The 21,061-nt window shown below is 70.7% G+C and carries 19 protein-coding genes; 17 read left to right on the forward strand and 2 right to left on the reverse strand.

The genetic code is table 11. The features are described 5' to 3' along the window. Positions 1-62 precede the first annotated feature (62 nt). From ESZ52_RS09320 to ESZ52_RS09350, 7 genes are all read left to right on the forward strand, one after another. Positions 63-1,331 carry an alpha-hydroxy acid oxidase gene (locus ESZ52_RS09320; RefSeq protein ID WP_131104699.1) on the forward strand — a complete coding sequence of 423 codons (1,269 nt, stop codon included), beginning with the start codon at positions 63-65 and terminating at the stop codon, positions 1,329-1,331. A 5-nt stretch (positions 1,332-1,336) separates the two neighbouring features. After that, positions 1,337-2,515 (forward strand): ABC transporter substrate-binding protein, encoded by a 1,179-nt coding sequence (locus ESZ52_RS09325; RefSeq protein WP_131106532.1) that lies wholly within the window; start codon positions 1,337-1,339, stop codon positions 2,513-2,515. Between the two features lies 1 nt (position 2,516). Further along, entirely contained in the window at positions 2,517-3,392 is an 876-nt protein-coding gene (locus ESZ52_RS09330; RefSeq protein ID WP_131104700.1) for a branched-chain amino acid ABC transporter permease, read from the forward strand. A 1-nt stretch (position 3,393) separates the two neighbouring features. After that, entirely contained in the window at positions 3,394-5,085 is a 1,692-nt protein-coding gene (locus ESZ52_RS09335) for a branched-chain amino acid ABC transporter ATP-binding protein/permease (RefSeq protein WP_131104701.1), read from the forward strand. Continuing rightward, positions 5,082-5,825 (forward strand): ABC transporter ATP-binding protein, encoded by a 744-nt coding sequence (locus ESZ52_RS09340; RefSeq protein WP_131104702.1) that lies wholly within the window; start codon positions 5,082-5,084, stop codon positions 5,823-5,825. The genes ESZ52_RS09335 and ESZ52_RS09340 overlap by 4 nt, the downstream gene beginning before the upstream one ends. A 99-nt stretch (positions 5,826-5,924) precedes the next feature. Then, positions 5,925-6,347 carry a ChaB family protein gene (locus tag ESZ52_RS09345; RefSeq protein WP_131104703.1) on the forward strand — a complete coding sequence of 141 codons (423 nt, stop codon included), beginning with the start codon at positions 5,925-5,927 and terminating at the stop codon, positions 6,345-6,347. Between the two features lie 77 nt (positions 6,348-6,424). Next, the gene (locus ESZ52_RS09350; RefSeq protein ID WP_131104704.1) at positions 6,425-6,919 is read left to right on the forward strand and encodes a hypothetical protein; all 495 of its coding nucleotides are present in this window, start codon (positions 6,425-6,427) and stop codon (positions 6,917-6,919) included. Positions 6,920-6,943: 24 nt separating this feature from the next. On the opposite strand, the gene ESZ52_RS09355 is transcribed toward ESZ52_RS09350, so the two are convergent. Further along, the gene (locus tag ESZ52_RS09355; RefSeq protein WP_131104705.1) at positions 6,944-7,975 is read right to left on the reverse strand and encodes a TerC/Alx family metal homeostasis membrane protein; all 1,032 of its coding nucleotides are present in this window, start codon (positions 7,973-7,975) and stop codon (positions 6,944-6,946) included. A 232-nt stretch (positions 7,976-8,207) separates the two neighbouring features. Here ESZ52_RS09355 and ESZ52_RS09360 point away from each other — a divergent pair, with 232 nt between their 5' ends. The 5 genes from ESZ52_RS09360 (at position 8,208) to ESZ52_RS09380 (ending at position 14,029) form a co-directional block, all read left to right on the forward strand. Then, positions 8,208-8,972 carry an SDR family NAD(P)-dependent oxidoreductase gene (locus ESZ52_RS09360; protein ID WP_131104706.1) on the forward strand — a complete coding sequence of 255 codons (765 nt, stop codon included), beginning with the start codon at positions 8,208-8,210 and terminating at the stop codon, positions 8,970-8,972. Then, positions 8,973-10,286: a flavin-containing monooxygenase gene (locus ESZ52_RS09365; protein WP_131104707.1), complete on the forward strand. Its 1,314-nt coding sequence runs from the start codon at positions 8,973-8,975 to the stop codon at positions 10,284-10,286. Then, positions 10,283-11,227 carry a bile acid:sodium symporter family protein gene (locus ESZ52_RS09370; RefSeq protein WP_131104708.1) on the forward strand — a complete coding sequence of 315 codons (945 nt, stop codon included), beginning with the start codon at positions 10,283-10,285 and terminating at the stop codon, positions 11,225-11,227. Before ESZ52_RS09365 ends, ESZ52_RS09370 begins: the two co-directional genes overlap by 4 nt. Continuing rightward, a complete protein-coding gene (locus ESZ52_RS09375) occupies positions 11,224-12,174 on the forward strand; it encodes an NAD-dependent epimerase/dehydratase family protein (protein WP_131104709.1) in 951 nt (316 codons plus the stop codon). The genes ESZ52_RS09370 and ESZ52_RS09375 overlap by 4 nt, the downstream gene beginning before the upstream one ends. A gap of 202 nt (positions 12,175-12,376) precedes the next feature. Next, positions 12,377-14,029 (forward strand): FAD-binding protein, encoded by a 1,653-nt coding sequence (locus ESZ52_RS09380; protein WP_131104710.1) that lies wholly within the window; start codon positions 12,377-12,379, stop codon positions 14,027-14,029. Between the two features lie 4 nt (positions 14,030-14,033). On the opposite strand, the gene ESZ52_RS09385 is transcribed toward ESZ52_RS09380, so the two are convergent. After that, positions 14,034-14,663 (reverse strand): TetR/AcrR family transcriptional regulator, encoded by a 630-nt coding sequence (locus ESZ52_RS09385; RefSeq protein ID WP_131104711.1) that lies wholly within the window; start codon positions 14,661-14,663, stop codon positions 14,034-14,036. A gap of 57 nt (positions 14,664-14,720) precedes the next feature. On the opposite strand from ESZ52_RS09385, the gene ESZ52_RS09390 reads away from it, so the two are divergent. From ESZ52_RS09390 to ESZ52_RS09410, 5 genes are all read left to right on the forward strand, one after another. Next, positions 14,721-16,058: an HNH endonuclease signature motif containing protein gene (locus tag ESZ52_RS09390; RefSeq protein ID WP_131104712.1), complete on the forward strand. Its 1,338-nt coding sequence runs from the start codon at positions 14,721-14,723 to the stop codon at positions 16,056-16,058. 106 nt (positions 16,059-16,164) lie between these two features. Beyond that, the gene (locus tag ESZ52_RS09395) at positions 16,165-17,493 is read left to right on the forward strand and encodes a M20 family metallopeptidase (protein ID WP_131104713.1); all 1,329 of its coding nucleotides are present in this window, start codon (positions 16,165-16,167) and stop codon (positions 17,491-17,493) included. A gap of 90 nt (positions 17,494-17,583) precedes the next feature. Then, a complete protein-coding gene (locus tag ESZ52_RS09400) occupies positions 17,584-19,149 on the forward strand; it encodes an AbgT family transporter (RefSeq protein WP_131104714.1) in 1,566 nt (521 codons plus the stop codon). A gap of 8 nt (positions 19,150-19,157) precedes the next feature. Further along, on the forward strand, positions 19,158-20,129 hold the full coding sequence (locus tag ESZ52_RS09405; protein ID WP_131104715.1) for an ATP-grasp domain-containing protein: 972 nt from the start codon (positions 19,158-19,160) through the stop codon (positions 20,127-20,129). 100 nt (positions 20,130-20,229) lie between these two features. Next, positions 20,230-20,925: a maleylpyruvate isomerase family mycothiol-dependent enzyme gene (locus tag ESZ52_RS09410; RefSeq protein WP_181010011.1), complete on the forward strand. Its 696-nt coding sequence runs from the start codon at positions 20,230-20,232 to the stop codon at positions 20,923-20,925. Positions 20,926-21,061 lie beyond the last annotated feature (136 nt).

The raw sequence follows: 21,061 nt of genomic DNA on the forward strand, positions 1-21,061 counted from the left end.
TGGATTAGCGTCTGACCCGGCCCGCCCGGTGGGGCCACGCCCGAAACCGATGGAGGTGTCTGATGCCGCTGCGTCGCCGTGTCCCGACGTGGACCGAGCTGCGACCGCTGGTGCGGCTGGAGCGACCGTCGCTGTCCGCCGAGGCGCGGCTGGGTCGCGCGTCGACCATCGAGGACCTGCGGACGAAGGCGAAGCGCCGGACCCCGAGGTCCGTCTTCGACTACGTCGACGGCGCCGCCGAGTCCGAGCTGTCGATGCTGCGGGCCCGGGACGCCTTCGACGCGGTCGAGTTCCGGCCCCGCGTCCTGCGCGACGTGGCCCACGTCGACGCCAGCATGGACCTGCTGGGGGTGACGGGCCCCATACCGCTGATCCTGTCGCCCACCGGGTTCACCCGGATGATGCACCACGAGGGGGAGTGGGCGGTCGGTCGCGCCGCGGCGCGGGCCGGGATCCCCTACACCCTCTCCACCATGGGCACCGTCTCGGTCGAAGACCTCGCAGCCGACGTGCCGGGCCTGCAGCGGTGGTTCCAGCTCTACCTGTGGCAGGACCGCGAGGCCTCCACGGCCCTGATCCGCCGCGCCGCCGCGGCCGGCTTCGAGACGCTCGTGCTCACCGTCGACACGGCGGTCGGAGGGCAGCGGCTGCGCGACGTCCGCAACGGGCTGACCGTCCCGCCGGCGCTCACGCCGCGCACCGTGGCCGGCATGGCCCGCCACCCGCGTTGGTGGGCCAATGTGCTGACCAGCGAAGCCATCGAGTTCGCGTCGCTGCGCTCGTCCTCGGGAACGGTCGCGGACCTGGTGGACCGGATGTTCGACCCCACCCTGCAGCTGCAGGACCTCGCCTGGCTGCGGGAGGAGTGGGCCGGACGCATCGTCGTCAAGGGCATCCAGCACCCGCAGGACGCCCGCGAGCTGGTCGACCTCGGCGTCGACGGCATCATCGTCTCCAACCACGGCGGACGTCAGCTGGACCGCGCCGCCGCCCCGCTGGAGCTGCTCCCCGAGGTCGTCGACGAAGTGGGCGGCCAGGTGCCGGTCCTCCTCGACGGCGGCGTGATGAACGGCGCGGACATCGTCGCGGCCGTCGCGCTCGGGGCCGACGCGGTGATGGCCGGCCGCGCCTACCTCTATGGCCTCATGGCCGGAGGAGAGGCCGGCGTCGACCGCGCCCTGGAGATCCTCGTCAGCCAGGTCCACCGCACCCTGCGGCTGCTCGGCGCCCGCCGGCTCGCCGACGTCCGCGGCTCCGGCCAGGTCCGGCTCCGCCACAGCACGACCCCCGCCATCACGGCATACCAGGCACACCAAGGAGAAACCCTGTGAAGACCATGAAGAACGCGACCAAGGCCCTGGCCCTGACCGGCGTGCTCGCCCTGACGCTGACCGCCTGCGGCGACGACAGCGGCTCGGGCAGCGGCGGCGGCGACGGCGACGGTGCCCTCGCCGGCGAGGGCACCGGTGCCGACTGCACCATCGAGCAGCCCGTCCCCGTGGGAGCCGCGCTCTCCCTCACCGGCGCGGCCGCGTCCTACGGCGAGTCCCAGCAGAAGGGCCTGGAGCTGGCGGCCGAGGAGCTCGACGAGGTCGGCGGGGTCACCTACGAGCTGACCATCGAGGACGACCAGACCGACGCCCGCCAGGGCATCTCCGTCTTCGAGACCCTGGCCGAGGACAGCAGCATCATCATCGGCCCCACGCTGTCCAACACCGCCTTCCAGGCCCAGCCGGTCGCCCAGGAGGCCTCCGTGCCGGTCATGGCGATCTCCAACACCGCCGCCGGCATCACCGAGCAGGGCGACTACATCTTCCGCAACGCGCTCACCGAGGAGCAGGTCATCCCGCAGACCGTGCGCGCGGCCGTGGAGGCCTACGACCTGGAGAAGGTCGTGGTCATGTACTCCAACGACGACGCCTTCACCGAGGACGGCTACAAGGTCTTCGCGGCGACCCTGGAGGAGGACGGCATCGAGGTCGCCGAGACGCTGACCTTCTCCAAGGCCGACACCGACTTTCGCGCGCTGCTCACCGAGGCCGCCAACGCCGAGCCGGACGCGATCATGGTCTCCGGCCTCATCGAGGCCGCGATCCCGCTGGTCACCCAGGCGCGCGAGCTCGGCCTGGACGTGCCGATCGTCGGTGGCAACGGCTTCAACAACCCGCAGCTGATGGCCGAGGCCGGCGAGGCCGCGGAGGGCGTCGTCGTGGGTGCGGCGTGGAACTCCGCCTCCGAGGGCGAGCTCAACAACGCCTTCAAGGCCGACTTCGAGGAGAAGTACGGCCACGCCCCCGACCAGTTCGCCGCGCAGGCCCATGCCGCGATGCACATCATCGACGAGGCCGTCCGCGTCAACTGCTCCGGCGAGCGCGACGACATCAAGGACGGGCTGGGCCAGATCAACGAGCTCGACACCGTGCTGGGCACCATCACGATCAACTCCGACCGTGACGCCGAGCACGAGGCCGTGGTCCAGGTGATCGAGGACGGCCAGTTCGCGGTCCTGGACTGACATGCAACAGATCCTCAACGGCGTCTTCCTCGGCTCGATCTACGCCCTCTTCGCCATCGGCTTCACGCTGGTCTTCGGCATCCTGGACCGGCTGAACCTGGCGCACCCCGCCGTCTTCGCCGTGGCGGCCTTCGTGGGCATCGAGCTCGTCGTCTCCGGTGGGCTGTCCATCTGGGCCGCCCTGCCGCTGGCGGCGATCCTGGGCGCGCTGCTGGGGCTGGTCATCGAGCGGGTGGCGTTCCGACCCCTCAAGGGAAGACCCGACGCCCACTTCGGTGGGCTCATCGCCTCGATCGGGTTAGCCGGGATGTTCGGGGCACTCCTGTTGTGGAGATACGGCCCCGACACCCGGCGCTTCCCGCCGGACACCTTCCCGAGCACCTCCTTCGACGTCTTCGGGGCACGGGTGAGCCTGCTGCAGGTGGTGATCCTCGCCGTGGCCATCGTGCTGATGGTCGGGCTGACCTGGCTGGTCGCGAAGTCGCGCCTGGGTCGGGCGATGCGCGCCATCGCGGAGAACCCCGAGGCGGCCACCGTGCTCGGGGTCAACGTCGACCGGATCACCCAGGTCACCTTCGCGCTGTCCTCCGCGCTGGGCGCGGTGGCCGGCGTGATGTTCGCGATGTACGTCAACTCCGCACAGCTGGAGATGGGCACGGCCATCGAGCTCAAGGGTCTGGCGGTCATGATCGTGGGCGGTATGGGGTCTCTCCCGGGCGCCCTGGTCGGTGGCCTGATCCTGGGGCTGAGCGAGGTCTTCGCGATCGCCTACATCGGCGCCAGCTGGCGGGACATGGCGGCGTTCGCGCTGATCTTCCTGCTGCTGGTGGTCCGTCCGCAGGGTCTGTTCGGCAAGAAGCGCGTGAGGGAGGTCTGAGATGTTCACCGAGTCAGTACTGGTCTTCATCGCGCTGAACGCCATCCTGGCCGCATCCTTCTACGCGGTCCTCGTCGCCGGGCAGCTGTCCCTGGGACAGGCCGGGTTCGCGGCGGTCGGCGGGTTCGGTGCGGCATACCTCACGCCGAGCCCCAACGACATCGGCGACCTGCCGGCGCTCCTGCTGGCCATCCTCATCGGCATGTCGTTGGGTGCCGCCGCGGCGCTGATCCTGGGTCTGCCGACGATGCACCTGCGCGGGGTCTTCCTCGCGATCGCCACCCTCGGCTTCGCCGAGGCCGTGCGCATCACGCTCATCAACCTGGAGTGGACCGGCGGCGCCAGCGGCATGACGGTGCCCAAGGTCGTCACCCCGCTCATCGCCTGGGTCTGCTGTGCGCTGGTGCTCTACTGGTTCTGGCGGCAGGGGCCGAGCAGCTACGGCCGGGCGCTGTCCGCCATCCGTGAGGACGAGCTGGCCGCACGGGCCATGGGCATCGACGTCGGCCGGCACCGGCTGAGCGCCTTCATCACCGCCGGTGCGGTCGCCGGGCTGTTCGGCGTGCTCTGGGCCTACTACGTGCGCCTGCTGGCTCCGGAGGACTTTGACTTCAGCGCCGCCATCGACGGCCTGGTCACGGCGGTCGTGGGTGGGTCGACGGTGTGGATCGGACCGCTGCTCGGCAGCGGCTTCCTGACCATCATCCCCGAGCTCCAGCGGGAGATCGGGATGGACGCGAACTGGATCCGTCCGTTCATCGCCAGCCTGATGCTGCTGGTGGTCATCATCTTCCTGCCCGGCGGCCTGGGCTCCCTCCTGCCTCGTTTCAAGGTGAGGTCGAAGGCCCTGGGACAGGCGGACGGCAGCGTGCTCGACAGCAGCGCCGCCGGTCTGCAGACCCGCACCCACCCCGCCCCGGGCGAGCCCGTGGTGCAGGTGAAGGGCGGAGGCAAGGACTACGGCGGTGTGCACGCGGTGCGCGGGGTCGACCTCACCATCAGCTCTGGCGAGATCGTCGGTCTCATCGGCCCCAACGGTGCCGGCAAGACCACGCTGGTCAACATGCTCAGCGGCCTCACCCCCGCGAGCAGCGGCGACTTCACCGTGCTCGGCGTGGACCCCAACAAGGCCCCGGTGCACAAGGTGGCGCAGGCCGGGGTGAGCCGCACCTTCCAGCACTCCAAGCTCTTCCCGCGCCTGTCGGTGCTGGAGAACGTGCTGGTCGGCGCGCACTCGGTGAGCCGGCCCACCTTCCTGCGGCGGCTGGTGTGGCTGCCCGGTGCCCGGCGGGACGAGGCGGCAGCCGTGCAGCACGCGGCGAACTGCCTGGCCCGCGTCGGCCTGGCCGACAAGGCCCAGGACGACGCAGGGTCGCTGTCCTACGGTGATCAGCGTCGCCTGGAGATCGGCCGAGCCCTCGCCGCGGACCCGTCGCTGCTGATCCTGGACGAGCCGGCCGCGGGCATGAACCACGTCGAGGCCGACGCGCTGTCCGACCTGATCGGCTCGCTGGCCCGGCAGGGTCTGACGATCCTGCTGATCGAGCACAACGTCGGCATGGTGCTGAAGACCTGTGACCGGGTCGTCGTGCTGGACTTCGGCCAGGTCATCGCGACCGGGACGCCGGAGGAGATCGCCAACAACGAAGCGGTCATCGAGGTCTACCTGGGCGCCGCGGAGGAGGCCAAGTGAGCGAGCACATCCTGCAGGTCGAGGACCTGACGGTCAGCTACGGCAAGGTACGGGCCGTCCGCGGGGTCAGCTTCACCGTCCCCCGCGGTGGCCTGGTCACGCTCGTCGGTGCCAACGGCGCCGGCAAGAGCTCGATCATCAACGCCGTCAGCGGCGTCGTGAAGCCGGCGCAGGGCAAGATCACCTTCGACGGCGAGGACGTCACGCGGACGCCGGCCCACAAGCTGGTCGGCCGCGGGCTGGTGCAGGTGCCCGAGGGGCGGCAGATCCTGGCCTCCCTCAGCATCGAGGAGAACCTGCAGCTGGCGGCGTGGCACACCAAGGGCGAGCGGATCGACGAGGTGTTCGAGCGCTTCCCGGTGCTGGCCGACCGGCGCGGCCTGCCGGCCGGCAGCCTGTCCGGTGGCGAGCAGCAGATGCTCGCGATCGGCCGCGCCCTGGTCGCCGAGCCGTCGCTGATGCTGCTGGACGAGCCGTCCATGGGCCTGGCGCCCAAGGTCGTCGACGAGGTCTTCCGGGTGATCGCGGAGATCCGCGCCAGCGGCACCAGCGTCCTGCTCGTGGAGCAGAACGCCCGCCGCGCCCTGCGAGCCGCCGACCACGGCTACGTCCTGTCCACCGGTGAGATCGTCCAGTCCGGCCCCGCCAAGGAGCTGCTGGAGGACCAGGGGATCGTCTCGGCGTACCTCGGGATCGAGACGGACCAGCCCGGCGCGGCGAGCGCCGAGAAAGGCCAGTAGCCCCCCGACCGGCGACACGTTCTGCCCCCGACCGGCGACACGGTTCGCCGCGACAGCCCGCCCTGCGTCGGGGGCACACTGGGTGCGGAGGTGGTCACCGTGCCCAAGACGAACAAGGGCGGCGAGCCCAGGCAGGACGAGCTGCCGAGCACCCTGCAGCGGTCTTCCCAGAAGACGCAACGAACGTTCACCAAGACCTACGACTCCGCGATGGAGTCCTACGGCGACGAGGAGCGGGCGCAGCGCACGGCCTACGCCTCGCTGAAGCACTCCTACGAGAGGGTCGGCGACCACTGGGAGCGCAAGGAGGAGCAGGGCCCCTCCGATCCCCAGGCCGAGGGTGGCTACGACACCGACCGGGAGACCGCCGGCGGGGTCGACGCCAACGCCTCGAAGAAGCACCTCTACGAGATCGCCCGACGGCTCGAGGTGCCGGGATGCTCCACGATGGACAAGGACGAGCTCGTCGAGGCGATCCAGAAGGCCAACGACCGCGCGACGCGCCAGGCACGTCAGGACTGACCGCGTCGGCGTGACGCGAGGCGCGCGGACCGGTGTCCTCGTACTGAGGCGGCGCAGCGTCGTGACATCCTGAGCCGGTGACGAATCTCGACGGTACCGACATCTACTTCGGCGAGCGGCTGCTGGCGCAGCGCTCCGTCCTCTGGAAGCTGCTGTGCAGCTCGTGGGTGCTGCTGGTCGGGGTCGGGTTCGTGCTGCTGTCCACGCTGGGCTGGGTGCTGGGTGCTGTGCTCTCGCGGTCGAAGAAGATGTGGGTCTTCACCGTGATGTGGGGCGTCCTCTACGGGTTCGCCACCTACGCCATGGAGTACCTCAACGACGGGACGGACCTCGGCGTCGTCATCTTCCTCGTCATCTGGGTCGGCAGCATCGCGCACGCGGCATACCTGTCCCGCAGCGTGCTGCGGGCCCGCGCCGTCGCCCTGTCCCGGGACCAGGGATGGCGGAACGCGGCGGCTGAGACGGCTGAGACATCCAGGCCGGCGACGCCGCCCGCTCCGCCGCAGCCCGAGATGCCGACCATCCCGTTGCCGGACGGGGTCTCGCCCCAGCGCCGCAACCTGCGCGACTGACCGGGACCACCATCCAGCCCGCCGTTACAGCGGCCGGTTCAGGTCGTCCTGGTCGACCTCGCCCGCCAGCGTCATCCGCTTCGCGTCACGCTTCTCGGCCCACAGGCTGAGCACCGCGGTCATCACCAGGATGACCACGATGACGATGAGCGAGGTCGTGGTCGGGATGCCGGGGACCTCGGGCCACACGGTGTGCGCCCAGTGCAGGACCAGCTTGACGGCGATGAAGGCCAGGATCAGCGCCAGGCCGTAGCCGAGGTAGCGCAGCTTGCTCAGGGCGCCCTGGAGGACGAAGTAGAGCGCACGCAGACCCAGCAGGGCGAAGGCGTTGGTGATGAAGACCAGGTAGGGGTCGCCGGTGATGCCGTAGACCGCCGGGACCGAGTCGATCGCGAAGACGATGTCGGTGCCCAGGATGGCCAGGGCCACCAGGCCGAGCGGGGTGAGGGCACGGCGACCCTGCTGCCTGACGGTGAGCTTGGTGCCCTCGTACTCATCGGTGACCGGCCACAGCTTCTTGGCCCACTTGACCGCCTTGAGCTCCTGGACATCCACCTCGTGGTCGTCACTGAGGGCGTCCTTCAGCACACCCCACGCCGTGATCAGCAGGATGATGCCGAAGATCAGGAAGATGACCGAGAACCGCGCGATCAGGACCGCGCCGACCGCGATGAAGATCGTGCGCAGCACCAGCGCGCCGATGATCCCGATGAGCAGCACCCGCTGCTGCAGGGCACGGGGCACGGCGAAGGCCGACAGGATCAGGATGAACACGAAGAGGTTGTCGACCGACAACGACTTCTCGACCAGGTACCCCGTGTAGTACTGCAGCCCGATCTCCGAGCCGTGCGCGTTCCATACCCACAGACCGAAGGTCAGGGGGAGGGCGATGTAGAAGACCGACCAGCCGATCGCCTCCTTCATCTCCACCGCGTGCGGGCGGCGGGTGATGATGAAGTCGAGGGCGAGGAGCACCAGGATCCCGATCACCGTGATGACCCACAGCTGCAGGTCGGCGATCGTGTGGAGCACCTGGTTCTCAGGGGTGGTGGCCATGGGCGGCATCATGATGAGCGGACCTCGCATCCGTTGCGGCGGTGCGAGGTCTCCTTCACCCCAGGTGGGGCGCGCGCCGAGCGTGACATCTGGACACGCGCATTGACCGGCAGCGACTTGGCGAAGTACTCCCCTCGAAGCCCTGAATATATGGAGGGTTCTCCGACACGTCAATTCAGGTCGGTATGGCGTGCGCCCCGCCCGGTGCGGCGTGGGCTAGCCTGCCGTCACCGTGACGAAGACGACACACCACCCTGCCGGGCTGCGCGACGCCGTCGTGCTGGTGACCGGCGCTGCCGGCAGCATCGGCACCGCCCTGCGCCGCGTCCTCGCCGGCGAGGGCGCGGTGGTCGTCGGGGTGGACCTGTCTGCCGATCCGGGCGCCGGGATCCTTGCCTGTGACATCACCGACGAGGCCCAGGTCCGCGCCGTCGTCGAGCAGGTCGTCGCCGAGCACGGGCGGCTGGACGTGCTGGTCAACAACGCCGGCATCTCCGCCATCGGCACCATCGACGACCACGGCGTCGGCACCCACCGCACCGTGATGGAGGTCAACTACCTCGGCGCTCTGACGTGCATCCTCGCGGCCCTGCCGCACCTGCGCGCCAGCCGGGGGAGCGTGGTCACGCTCGGCTCGGTGGCCGGCTTCGCCCCCGTGGTCGGCCGCCCGGCCTACGTCGCCGCCAAGCACGCCGTCACCGGGCTGATGGAGGCGCTGCGTCCCGAGCTGGCGCCCGATGGCGTCCACGTCGGCATGGTCCATCCCACCTTCGTCACGAGCCGGCTCGTCACCACCGAGGGCAGTCAGGTCCGGTCGGAGACCGGTGCCCAGGTCACGCCCGAGGACGTCGCCGCCGCAGTGGTCGACGTCGTGCGGCACCGGCGCGACCGCGCGCTGGTGGGGCGCACGGCATACCTCGCCTGGCACGCCTCCCGCCTGGCGCCGCGCACCTATGCCCGCCTGATGACCCGCCGCCTGCGACAGGAGACCCCGTAGATGAGCCAGCCGACCTACGCCGTCATCGGCGCCGGCCCCTCCGGGCTGGCGGCGGCGCGCAACCTGCAACGCTACGGGCTGCCGTGGACCGGCTACGAGCTGCACAGCGACGTCGGCGGGCTGTGGGACATCGACGCCCCGCGCAGCACGGTCTACGAGTCGGCGCACCTCATCTCCTCCCGGACGACCACCGAGTTCACCGAGCACCCGATGCCGCCGGGCACCCCGGACTACCCCTCGCACCGGCACCTGCTGGCCTACTTCCGCTCCTTCGCCGACCGCTTCGGGCTGCGGGAGGGCTACCGCTTCGGCGCCGAGGTGACCTCGGTGGAGCCGGTCGGCCAACGGTGGGTGGTGCGCTGGACGGACGCGGAGGGTATGCACCGGGAGACCGAGCACGCCGGTGTCATCGTGGCCAACGGGACCCTGTCCGAGCCGCACGTGCCGCAGCTGCGAGGGCATTTCGACGGCGAGGCCATCCACACGGCCTTCTACAAGCACCCGCGCGTCCTCGCCGGGAAGAGGGTGCTGGTCATCGGGGCCGGCAACTCCGGGTGCGACGTGGTCGTCGACGCCGTGCACCACGCGGAGAGCGTCGACATCTCGGTGCGGCGCGGCTACCACTTCGTCCCGAAGTACGTCTTTGGCCGCCCGGCCGACACCCTCAACCAGGGGCGCCCGCTGCCGGCGCGGGTCAAGCAGGCGATGGACACCCGGTTGCTGCGGATGTTCACCGGCGACCCAACACGGTTCGGCTTCCCCGAGCCCGACCACAAGCTCTACGAGTCGCACCCGATCGTCAACAGCCTCATCCTGCACCACCTGGGCCACGGCGACACCCGCGTGCGACCCGACATCGAGCGGCTCGACGGGGCCGGGGTCGTCTTCCGCGACGGGTCCCGGCACGAGTACGACCTGCTCGTCCTGGCCACCGGCTACCGGCTGCACTACCCCTTCCTCGACCGTTCGCTGCTGTCCTGGCCGGAGGGCGGGGGCGCACCGGATCTCTACCTGCAGATCTTCAGCCCCGCCGCCGAGGGCCTGTATGTCGTGGGCATGGTGGAGGCGGCCGGGATCGGCTGGCAGGGGCGCTACGAGCAGGCCGAGCTGGTGGCGGCATACCTCGCCGCGAGGACGCGCCGGCCCGAGGACGCCGCGGTGCTGCGCGAACGGGTCGCCGACCGTGACCAGTGGCCGGACCTCAGCGGCGGCTTCGACTACCTGCGGCTGGACCGGATGGCCTACTACGTCAACAAGGACGCCTACCGTCGCGCCGTGCGGAGCGCGATCGCCGACCTGGGGGTGCGGGCGTGACCGACGTCGACCAGATCCGGATCGCCTTCGACGAGGGCTCGCTGACCACCCTGCGGATCGTGCTGGCGCTGATCCTGCTCGGGGTGGCGCTGGACACCCGCGTCTCGGACTTCACGCGGGCGCTGCGGCGGCCGTGGGCGATCATCGTGGTCGTCATCGCCCAGTTCCTGGTGCTGCCCGGGATCACCCTGCTGCTGACCCTGGCGCTCGACCTGCGCGGGTCGCTGGCCCTGGGCCTGATCCTGGTCGCCTGCTGCCCACCGGGCAACGTCTCCAACATCCTGACCCACCGGGCGGGCGGGGACGTGGCGATGTCGGTGTCGATGACGGCGGTCGGCAACGTGCTGGCGATCTTCCTGATGCCGCTCAACCTGGCCTTCTGGGGCTCTCTGCACCCGACGGGCAGCGAGCTGCTGCGGGACATCTCGCTGGACCCGGTGGAGATGCTCGGCGAGATCCTGATGGTCATCGGGCTGCCGTTCGTGGTCGGGATCTCTCTGGCGCACCGGTTCCCGACGTTCGCCGAGCGGGCGCGGAAGGTCGTCGGGCCGGTCGCGGTGGTCGGCCTGGGCGGCATCATCGTCGTGGGTGTGGCCAACAACTGGGCCTTGTTCACCGCCTACATCGGGCTGGTCGTCGTTGCCGTCTTCGTCCATGACGCGTTGGCCCTGCTGCTCGGGTATGTCATCGGCCGGACCGCCCGGTTGCCGCAGGCGTCGGTCAAGGCGTCGACCTTCGAGGTGGGCATCCGCAATAGCGGCCTGGGGCTGCTGCTGGTCTTCGCCTTCTTCGACGGGTTGGGCGGGATGGCGCTCGTGGCGGCGTGGTGGGGGATCTGGGACATGATCGCCGGCCTGGCCGTGGCCATGGTCTGGCGGCGCCGGACCGGCGTCAGCCCGCTGGAGGATCCGCGCCCGGTGGCAGTGGGAGAGAACGCGTGAAGATCCTGGTCACCGGCGGGTCCGGCTTCCTCGGCTCCTCCGTCGTTCCCGGTCTGGTGCGGGACGGGCACGAGGTCGTCAGCACCGATGTGCGCGAGCCGGGCGAGCCGGGCGCGGCCACCATCGGAGCGCTGCATGTGCCGATGGACGTGCGCGAACCGCATACGGTCGACCAGGTCGTCGGCGAGTACCGCCCGGAGGTGGTGGTCCACCTGGCCAGCATCGTCACGCCCGGCAAGGGCTCGGACCGAGCGCTGGAGCGGGCCGTCGACGTGGACGGCACGCGGCACGTGCTCGACGCGTGCCGGGCGCACGGGGTGCGGCGGATCGTGGTGTCCTCCAGCGGCGCGGCCTACGGCTACCACGCCGACAACCCCGTGCCGCTGACCGAGTGCGACCCGCTGCGGGGCAACGTCGAGTTCGCCTACGCCGACCACAAACGGCAGGTGGAGGAGATGCTGGCCGCCGAGCGGCTGCGCACGCCGGAGCTGGAGCAGGTGGTGCTGCGCATCGGCACGATCCTGGGGGAGCGGGTCGACAACCAGATCACCCGGCTGTGGGCCGGACGGTTCATCCTCCGGCTGGCGGGGGCGGAGTCGCCGTTCGTGCTGGTGTGGGACAAGGACGTGGTCCGGGTCGTGGTGGCAGCGGTGACCTCGACGGTGACCGGGGTGTTCAACGTCGCGGGGGCAGGAACGGTGACGGTGCCCGAGATCGCGCGGGCACTCGGGAAGCGGACGCTCGTCGTGCCCGAGCCCGTCCTGCGCGCTGCCCTGGCCGTGGGAAAGCGTGCCCGGCTGACCGCCTACAGGCCGGAGCAGACCGTCTTCCTCGCCCACCGGCCTGTGCTCGATGCCTCCCGCCTGCGTGAGCTGGGGGTCGAGGTGCTGCCGACGCGCGAGGTGCTGCGCCGGTATGCCGCGGCCCAGGCCGGGCGCACCCCCTGACCGACCGGGCGCACGGTTGTCACCGACCGGGCGCACCGTTGTCACCGACCGGGCGCACGCTTCGCGCCGGACTCGGGACAGTCCTCGGCGCCTCGCTGCCCAGGAACCCTCGAGCTGCTGCATACCCCGTGCAAAGAAGGGCGCCGAGCGCTACGCTGGGATAACCGGACAATATTGTCCGCAACGAGGAGTGAGGATGCAGATGAGCACGTCAGAGCACACCTACGACGTCGTCGTCGTCGGTTCGGGGTCGGCAGCGTTCGCCGCCGCGATCGGGGCACGCGAACAGGGGTTGACCGCGCTCATGCTGGAGAGCACCGACAAGTGGGGCGGGAGCTCCGCCATGTCCGGCGGCGGTCAGTGGCTGCCGAACAACCCGTTGCTGCAACGGGCCGGCGCCGGCGACTCCCGGGAGGAGGCGCTGACCTACCTCGAGGCCACGGTGGGCGACGAGGGCCGGGCGACGTCGCGTGCCCGCAAGGAGGCGTTCGTCGACGGCGTCGCCGACTGGGTGCAGACCACCGAGCGGTATGGCGTGAAGTGGGCCCGTGGCGCGGACTACCCCGACTACTACCCCGAGCTGCCCGGCGGGAAGATCGGCCGCTCGATCGAGATCGTGCCGCCGGACACCAAGAAGATCGGTGACTGGTGGGCCACCTGCCGCGCGATGATGCCGTTGCCGATCATGACCGACGACGTCTGGCAGATCACCCGCGCCTGGTCCACCCCGGGTGGGGTGCACCGCGGTGCCCGCGTCGTCGGGCGGATCGCCGGCGGCGTCGTGCGGGGCAAGCGTCTGGTCGGCATCGGTGCCGGTCTGATGGCCGCGCTGCTCGACGTGGCGGTGCAGCAGCTGGGCGCCGAGCTGTGGCTGGAGAGCCCGGTCACCGGACTGATCGAGGAGGACGGCCGGATCACCGGCGTGCGGGTGCGCAAGGACGGCCAGGACCTCACGGTCCACGCACGGAGCGGCGTGGTCCTCGCGGCCGGCGGCTTCGACCACAACGTCGAGATGCGCAAGGAGCGCCACGGCATCGAGGGCGACCCGTCCGGCGCGCCCGGCAACCTGGGCCAGGTGCACCGGATGGCCGTTCAGCACGGCGCCGCCCTGGAGCTCATGGACGACGCCTGGTGGGGCGCCTCGATCGCCGGCGTCGGCGACGGGGACCCCGCATTCCTGGTGGGTGAGCGCTCCCTGCCCTACATGATGATCGTGGACGGGCAGGGACGCCGGTTCGCCAACGAGGCCGAGTCCTACGTCGACCTCGGACACCACATGCTCGAGCACGACCCGCACGGCACCTACTGGATGGTCTCCGACGTCCGGCACGCCCGCCGCTACCTTCGCTCCTACGCGATGGACCCGCGCAAGAACAAGGAGATGAAGGAGGCTGGTCTGCTGGTCAAGGCGAACACCCTGGCCGAGCTGGCTGCCGGCACGGGCATGGACCCTGACGTGTTCAGGGCGACCGTCCAGCGGTTCAACGGGTTCGCGCGGGCGGGCGTCGACGGCGACTTCGGCAAGGGCAACTCCGCCTACGACCGCTACTACGGGGACCCGACGGTGCGCCCGAACCCCTGCCTGGGACCCGTGGAGAAGGGCCCCTTCACGGCATACCGCGTCGTCATCGGCGACCTCGGCACCAAGGGTGGCGTGGTGACTGACGAGCACGCGCGGGCGCTGCGGGAGGACGGGTCGGTCATCGAGGGCCTGTATGCCGCAGGCAACGTCAGCGCGTCGGTGATGGGCCGGACGTACCCCGGGCCGGGCTCGACGATCGGCCCGGCCGTCGTGTTCGGCCTGATCGCGGCGCGGCACATGGGTGCGGCGCAGATCCAGAGCAGGGCAGCGTGACTCTTTAGCGGCTCGAGCCGGGCGCGCCGCCCGGCTCGGGCCGTGGCGTCGATGACCGGTCTGCGCTGAGGCCTTGGGTGAGCTCGAGTCCGCCGCCCACCAGCGCCAGGGCCCGGTAAGCCAGTTCCTGCCTGGTCCTCCGGTCCCCGGCGCGGTGTGCGGCGCCGTGCACCATGGCCAGGGTGAGCAGCGCGTCGTCCAGCGTGAGGCCACGGCTGAGGAGGCCGGCTTCCTGGGCGCGGGCGAAGGGCTCGGTGAGCAGCGTGGCCAGCTCCTGCTCGGGCTGACGACCGGCCAGCTCACCGCGAGGGCCGAGCACGGCGTCCAGGAAGCCGACCGACTCCACCAGCGAGTCGACGACGTGCCGCCACAGCACCCCGAAGGCTTCCGGCCCCTGCAGCTCCTCGGTCATCTCGACAAGGGTGTCCATCGTGCTGGCGACGACGGCCTCCGCAAGCGCCTCCCGTGAGGGAAAGTGGCGGTACAGCGTGCCCTGCCCCACCCCGGCATCCTTGGCGACCGCCGAGAGCGGCACCTCGTAGCCCTCGCGGAAGAAGAGCCGGCGGGCCGACTCGATCAGCGCGGCCCGGTTCCCGGCTGCTGCCGCGGGGCCTCGGTTGGGGGCGGGGGTCATCGGCTGATCGTAGTTGGGCAGGAGGGTCTGTCAGACCCTGGTCATACATTCGTTCGTATGGAGCAGGCGTGGGGCGGTGAGGTCCTCCGGACGAGCAGGGAGCAGCTCGTCCGGGAGGGCTACGTGCTGACCGTCGGTGTGCCCGGGGAGCGGGTGGCCAGGACGCTCCGGCAGACCGGGCGGGAGGCGATCGGCGCCGACCTCGCCGCCCAGGACGCGCCCCGCCTGCAGGACACCGAGGTCCGGTCCGGGTTGCGGCTGGTCGCCACAGCATCCGCCGCCCTGGTGCGGGCGCGGGTGCGGCTGGCCTGCGAGGTTCGGCAGCGCGGGTTGCACTCGGCCGAGGGGCTGACCCTCCGCGACTGGCTGGTGCTGGCCTGCCCGGACCTGGACCCGGCCACCGTGGCCAACCTCGTCCGCGTGGCGCAGGCCGCAGCCGAGCCGGTGCACGCGCCGCTGCTTGACGGGGTGCTGGCCGGGGGGATCTCACTGCCGCGGGCGGCGAACATCCACCGGGCACTGGCCCGGATCCGCAAGGCGATCTCGGCGGAGGAGTACGGCCTGGCGGTCGAGCTGCTGACCACGGCGGGCCGCAACCCGCTCTTCGACGAGCAGGACATCGCGCGCATCATCGAGGAGCTGCTGCGGAGGTGCCTGCCGGAGGACGAGCACGAGAAGCGCAACAAGGCCCGCCGTGAACTACGGGACGTGCACGAGTCGTCCCTGGCGGACGGGACTGTGCAGCGCATCATCGTCACCTTCGGCGACGACGCCGACTACCAGGCTGTCCGCGCGATCCTCATGTCTCCGCTGGCCGCACCCGCCACCGCGGACGAGGTCGAAGCCACCGGCGAGGAGGACAGTCGCACGCCCGGCCAGCGCCGCTACGACGCGTTCATGACCGTCCTGCGCCGTGGTGTGGCCGGGACCGAAGGTCAGCCCACGACCGCCAAGGCCAAGCTCATCGTCACGATCGACTTCGAGACGCTGCGCCGGAAGCTGTCCGAGGGCGGTGGACAGTTGCCCGGTGCTGGCGCCATCCTCGACCGGACGACGGTCAGCGCCGGGTCGGTCCGGCGGCTGGCCTGCGACGCCGACATCATCCCCATGGTCCTCGGTGGCCCCTCGGAGATCCTGGACCAAGGCCGGGCCAAGCGCCTCGTCACTCCAGCGCAGCGGATGCGGCTGTCCGTCCGGGACAAGGGCTGCAGCATCCCGGGCTGTACCATCCCCGCGACCTGGTGCGACGCTCATCACGTCATCCCCTGGGCCCGGGGCGGACGGTCCGACCTGTCCAACTACGCCCTGCTGTGCGCCCGGCACCACACCTGGGTCCACGAGCACGAGCACACCGCCACCGTCGACGACCATGGCGTGACCTGGCATCTGCGATGACCCCGTCCCGCACCCGGCCCACGTGGGGTCGGGTCGCTGGCCTGCGTGGCGGCATCGGGAGCGACCGATTTATAAGATCGCGTTGGGATCACTTATGGTGCCCGTGATGGACGATCAGCTGAAGCCAAGCCGTGCGTACCTGGACCACCTCGCGGCGGAGACGACCGCCCGGATGGAGTCGGTGACGCCCCAGACGAGCACGTTCACCGGTGCCGCCCCGGCCCTCTCCGAGCGGCTCGAGCACCTGGTGGAAGGACTGCGCGAGGACCTCGTCGACATCGTGCGCACCCTGCACGCCGACCCGGAGACCGCCTTCGAGGAGCACCGCAGCGTCGAGACCCTCGCCCGGGTCCTACGTCTGCACGGAGCCGAGGTGAGCATCGGCACGGCCGATGTGCCGACGGCCTTCCGGGCCGAGGTGGGCAACCCGGAGGGGCCGACGATCGCGGTCCTGAGCGAGTACGACGCCCTGCCCGAGGTCGGCCACGCCTGCGGCCACAACGTCATCGCGGCCACCGGGGTCGGCGCCTTCCTCGGTCTCGCGGCCCTGCTGCGCGAGCAGCCGGAGGCCTTTCCCGGCAGGGTCGTGCTCCTCGGCACCCCGGCGGAGGAGGGGCACTCCGGCAAGGAGCTGATGGCCCGCGGCGGCGCCTTCGACGACATCGACGCGGCGATCATGGTGCACCCCTACGGCTACGACGTGGCCGACCAGGTGTGGCTCGGGCGACGGCTGCTGACCTGGACCTTCCACGGCGTCCCCGCCCACGCGTCTGCCCAGCCGTTCATGGGCCGCAACGCCCTGGACGCCGCGTCCTTGGCCTACCAGGCCGTGGGGCTGCTCCGCCAGCAGCTCCCGCCAGTCGACCGGGTCCACGCGGTCATCACCAGCGGCGGCACCCGGCCCAGCGTGATCACCGAGCAGGCGGAGGTCCGCCTCTACGCCCGCTCCAAGTACCCCGACACGCTCAAGGACCTCAGCAGGCGCCTGGACGACATCGCCCGCGGTGCCGCGCTGATGACCGGCACCCGTGTCGACGTCGACTGGGACGAGCACGCCCCGTCCCTGCCGGTGCGTACCAACGGCGCACTCACCGAGCGTTGGGTCGAGGCGCAGCGTCGGCGCGGGCGGGACCCGCTGCCCGGCGGCACCGTCTCGGAGACGATCGCGGCCTCGACGGACTTCGGCAACGTCAGCTACCGCATCCCCGGCATCCACCCGCTGATCAAGATCGCGCCGCCCGAGGTGGCCCTGCACACGCGCGGGTTCGCCGAGGCGGCCGCGAGCGAGGCGGCCAGAGACGCCGCGGTCGACGGAGCGGTCGGGCTCGCGCTCACGGCCCTCGACTACCTGTGCGACGCCGAGCTGCGGACGGCCGTCCACGAGAACTTCGAGCGCGCCGGCGGCGCCACCGACGTCGAGCACTACTTCGACTAGGCCCATCCGGCACCACACCGACCCACCTGCTCCACCGGCCCGCGCGGGCCGCATACCCGTCCCTGCCCCACGTGCCGAGAGGCCTGCACCATGACTGCCACCACCGTCAAGACGACGCGGGCCGACCGCATCCTCAACGGGATCGAGCGGGCCGGCAACAAGCTGCCGAACCCGTTCATGCTCTTCCTCTACCTCTTCCTCATCACCGCGGTGGGGTCGAGCATCCTGGCCTGGATGGACGTCAGCGTCCAGATCCCCGGCGCCGACGAGCCCACGCAGATGCGCGGCTTCTTCACCGGCGAGGGACTGGCCTGGTTCACCGAGAACCTCGGCCCCAACTACCTCGGCTTCCCGCCGCTGGTCACCGTGCTGCCGATCATCCTGGCCGTCGGCGTGGCGGAGAAGTCCGGGCTGCTGGCCGCGTTGATCCGCAAGACCTTCGGCTCCTCGCCGCGGTGGGCGCTGCCGTATGCCGTGGGCGTGGTCGGGGTGCTCGGCTCGATCATGTCCGACGCGGCCTTCGTCGTCATCCCGCCGCTGGCCGCGCTGGTCTTCGCCGCGGCGGGTCGGCATCCCGTGGCTGGGCTCCTCGGTGGGTTCGCGGCCGCCGGCGCCGGCTACTCGACCACGATGCTCGTGACCTCCCTCGACGCGCTCTTCGCGGGCATCACCACCGCGGTCACCGCCACCTTGCCCAACCCCGGTGACCCGGTCCACCCGCTGTCGAACTACTTTTTCAACGTCGCCTCGGCCGCCGTCCTGATGTTCCTCGCGGGTCTGCTCATCGACAAGGTCCTCGAGCCCCGGCTGATCCGCCAGAACGTGCCCCGGGAGCAGTTCTCCGAGGACGACGACACCACCTTCTCGCCGGTGCCCGACGCTGACCTGACCTCCGTGGAGCGTCGGGGCCTGGTCCTGGCCGGGATCTCCGCGCTCGTCGTCGCTGCTGTCATCCTGGCGGGGATCTTCTGGCCGGACTCGCCGTGGCGCAACGAGGAGGGCGCGTTCCTGCCGAGGTCGCCGCTGCTGAGCTCGATCGTCTTCATCGTCTTCGCGATGTTCATCGTGCCGGGGCTGGTCTACGGCCGGGTGGTGGGCGTGCTGAAGAACAGCGAGGACATGCCGCGGATGATGGGCGATGCGATCAAGGACATGATGTCCTTCCTCGTCCTGGCCTTCGTGCTCGGCCAGTTCATCGCGCTGTTCAACTGGTCCGGCATCGGGTCCTGGATCGCCGTCGGGGGCGCAGAGACCCTGCAGTCCATCGGCCTGACCGGGTATGGCGCGATCTTCGGCTTCGTGGTGCTGGCCTCACTGCTCAACCTGTTCATCATCTCGGGCTCGTCGCTGTGGACGCTCATGGCGGCGGTCTTCGTGCCGATGTTCGCGCTGATCGGCTACGAGCCCGGCTTCATCCAGGGCGCCTTCCGCGTCGGCGACTCCGCCACGCAGATCCTGACCCCGCTCAACCCCTACATCATCGTGCTGCTCGCCATGCTGCGCCGCTACGAGCCGAACGCCGGCCTCGGGACGATCATCGCCCGGATGCTGCCGTTCTCCATCGTCTTCTGGCTGGCCTGGTTCGCGGTGCTGTCCGCGTTCTTCTTCCTCGACCTGCCCATGGGTCCGGGGAACGGCATCTTCCTGGAAGGGTGATTTTGACCATGACCACCACACCCACGATCTACGCCCTGCACGAGAACCCTGAGTGGTTCCCGCCCTTCGCCAAGGCCTTCGAGGCCGAGGGCGTCCACGTCGAGGAGTGGCTGCTCACCGACGGCGTGCTCGACCTCGACGAGGCCCCGCCGGAGGGCGTCTTCTGGTCGCGGATCAGCGCCTCGGCGCACACCCGTGACCACCACCTGTCCAAGGACTACACCCGCGCGGTCCTGTCCTGGCTGGAGGCCCACGGCCGCCGCACGGTCAACGGCCGGCGGGTGCTGGAGCTGGAGATGAGCAAGGTCGACCAGCTCACCCGGCTGCGGACGGCCGGGATCGAGACCCCTCGCACCGTCGCCGCGATCGGCCGGCAGAACGTGGTCGAGGCGGCCCGCGCCATACCCGCCCCGTTCGTCACCAAGCACAACCAGGGCGGCAAGGGTCTGGGCGTGCGCCGCTTCGACAGCCACGACGAGCTGGCCGAGTATGTCGCTTCCGAGGAGTTCGAGGAGCCCCAGGACGGCATCACGCTGATCCAGGAGTTCATCGTGGCCGCGAGCCCGAGGATCACCAGGGTCGAGATCGTCGGTGGCGAGTTCCTCTACGCCATCGACGCGGACACCGCCCGCGGCGGCTTCCAGCTGTGCCCGGCCGACGCGTGCGAGATCGACCCCACGACCGGCCAGCCGATCATGCCGCCCGGCGCGACCCTGGCACCCGAGATCGGGCAGCAGCTGTTCTCGCTGCGCGAGGGCTTCGACGACCCGATCATCGACAAGTACCTCGCCTTCGCGAAGGCCAACGGCATCGAGGTCTGCGGCATCGAGTTCATCGAGACGCAGGACGGCCGGCTGCTGACCTACGACGTCAACACCAACACCAACTACAACTCCGCTGTCGAGGAGGTCGCCCCGCGGTCGGCTCCCCGCGAGCTGGCCCGCTACCTGCGCTCGATCGCTGAGGGGCTGTCGGCATAACCGATGCACGGGCCCGGCTGGTGTCGCTCGTCCCCCTGTTTCGACGGCATACCTGGTCCACCTGCGCGAGGTATGCCGTCGACCCGACAGAATGCGTGCCATGACCAACCGCGCCGCTGAGAACCTGACCCTGCTCGACGCCGAGACCCAGCGCCTGCTGGAGACCTGCGCCCAGCTGACGCACGCCGACCGCCCGAGCCTGTGCGAGGGCTGGAGCGTCGCGCACGTGCTGACCCACGTGGCCCGCAACGCCGACGGGCTGGTCAACATGGTGCTCACGGCCGTCGACGGCCAGGAGCGGGCCGTGTACGCCTCGAACGAGAGCCGGGACGCCGACATCGAGGAGGGCGCGCGCCGCCCGCTGCCGGAGATCGTCGCCGACGTCGAGGAGAGCGCGGCCCGGTTCCGCGAGCAGGCGCAGGTGCTGACCGGGCCGGCCGGTGACAGTCTCGTGAAGACCCGCACCGGCAACACGGTCGCCGGCCACCAGGTGGTCGCCATGCGGCTGCTGGAGGTGGTCTTCCACCACGTCGACCTCGAGGCCGGCTACACCTTCGACGACGCCGACCCCGGGTGGGTGGCCCGCACGCTGCGGCGCGGGGTGAGCCAGTGGCAGGCGACCGGCGACGCGCCGGCGCTCACGCTCCGCCCGGAGGGTATGCCGTCCCTCGAGCTGGGCGGCGGCGGCCCCGAGGTGCAGGGCACCGCCGGGCAGCTGCTGCTCTGGCTCGCCCGGGGCGACGCCGGGGGCCTGTCCTCCGCCGGGGACCTGCCGCAGCCGCCGCCCTGGGGCTGACGCGCCGGGGGTCGGCAAACGCCACAGCTGGCGACCAGCGGATCCGCTGGCGCGCGGCCATCAGGACGCGCCTCGAATTTCTGTGTCGCCATGGGGATGCTCGGTCTGCGGCTCGGGACAATCGCCGTGCTCCTCA

Origin of the sequence: Ornithinimicrobium sufpigmenti (assembly GCF_004322775.1) — a bacterium.
GTDB classification, from domain to species: domain Bacteria; phylum Actinomycetota; class Actinomycetes; order Actinomycetales; family Dermatophilaceae; genus Ornithinicoccus; species Ornithinicoccus sufpigmenti.

Coding starts and splice junctions, on each gene's coding strand:
- ESZ52_RS09380 (WP_131104710.1), top strand. CDS start 12,377: ATGAGCACGTCAGAGCACACCTACGACGTCGTCGTCGTCGGTTCGGGG.
- ESZ52_RS09355 (WP_131104705.1), bottom strand. CDS start 7,975: ATGGCCACCACCCCTGAGAACCAGGTGCTCCACACGATCGCCGACCTG.
- ESZ52_RS09325 (WP_131106532.1), top strand. CDS start 1,337: ATGAAGAACGCGACCAAGGCCCTGGCCCTGACCGGCGTGCTCGCCCTG.
- ESZ52_RS09390 (WP_131104712.1), top strand. CDS start 14,721: ATGGAGCAGGCGTGGGGCGGTGAGGTCCTCCGGACGAGCAGGGAGCAG.
- ESZ52_RS09400 (WP_131104714.1), top strand. CDS start 17,584: ATGACTGCCACCACCGTCAAGACGACGCGGGCCGACCGCATCCTCAAC.
- ESZ52_RS09330 (WP_131104700.1), top strand. CDS start 2,517: ATGCAACAGATCCTCAACGGCGTCTTCCTCGGCTCGATCTACGCCCTC.
- ESZ52_RS09335 (WP_131104701.1), top strand. CDS start 3,394: ATGTTCACCGAGTCAGTACTGGTCTTCATCGCGCTGAACGCCATCCTG.
- ESZ52_RS09385 (WP_131104711.1), bottom strand. CDS start 14,663: ATGACCCCCGCCCCCAACCGAGGCCCCGCGGCAGCAGCCGGGAACCGG.
- ESZ52_RS09405 (WP_131104715.1), top strand. CDS start 19,158: ATGACCACCACACCCACGATCTACGCCCTGCACGAGAACCCTGAGTGG.
- ESZ52_RS09395 (WP_131104713.1), top strand. CDS start 16,165: ATGGACGATCAGCTGAAGCCAAGCCGTGCGTACCTGGACCACCTCGCG.
- ESZ52_RS09320 (WP_131104699.1), top strand. CDS start 63: ATGCCGCTGCGTCGCCGTGTCCCGACGTGGACCGAGCTGCGACCGCTG.
- ESZ52_RS09365 (WP_131104707.1), top strand. CDS start 8,973: ATGAGCCAGCCGACCTACGCCGTCATCGGCGCCGGCCCCTCCGGGCTG.
- ESZ52_RS09410 (WP_181010011.1), top strand. CDS start 20,230: ATGACCAACCGCGCCGCTGAGAACCTGACCCTGCTCGACGCCGAGACC.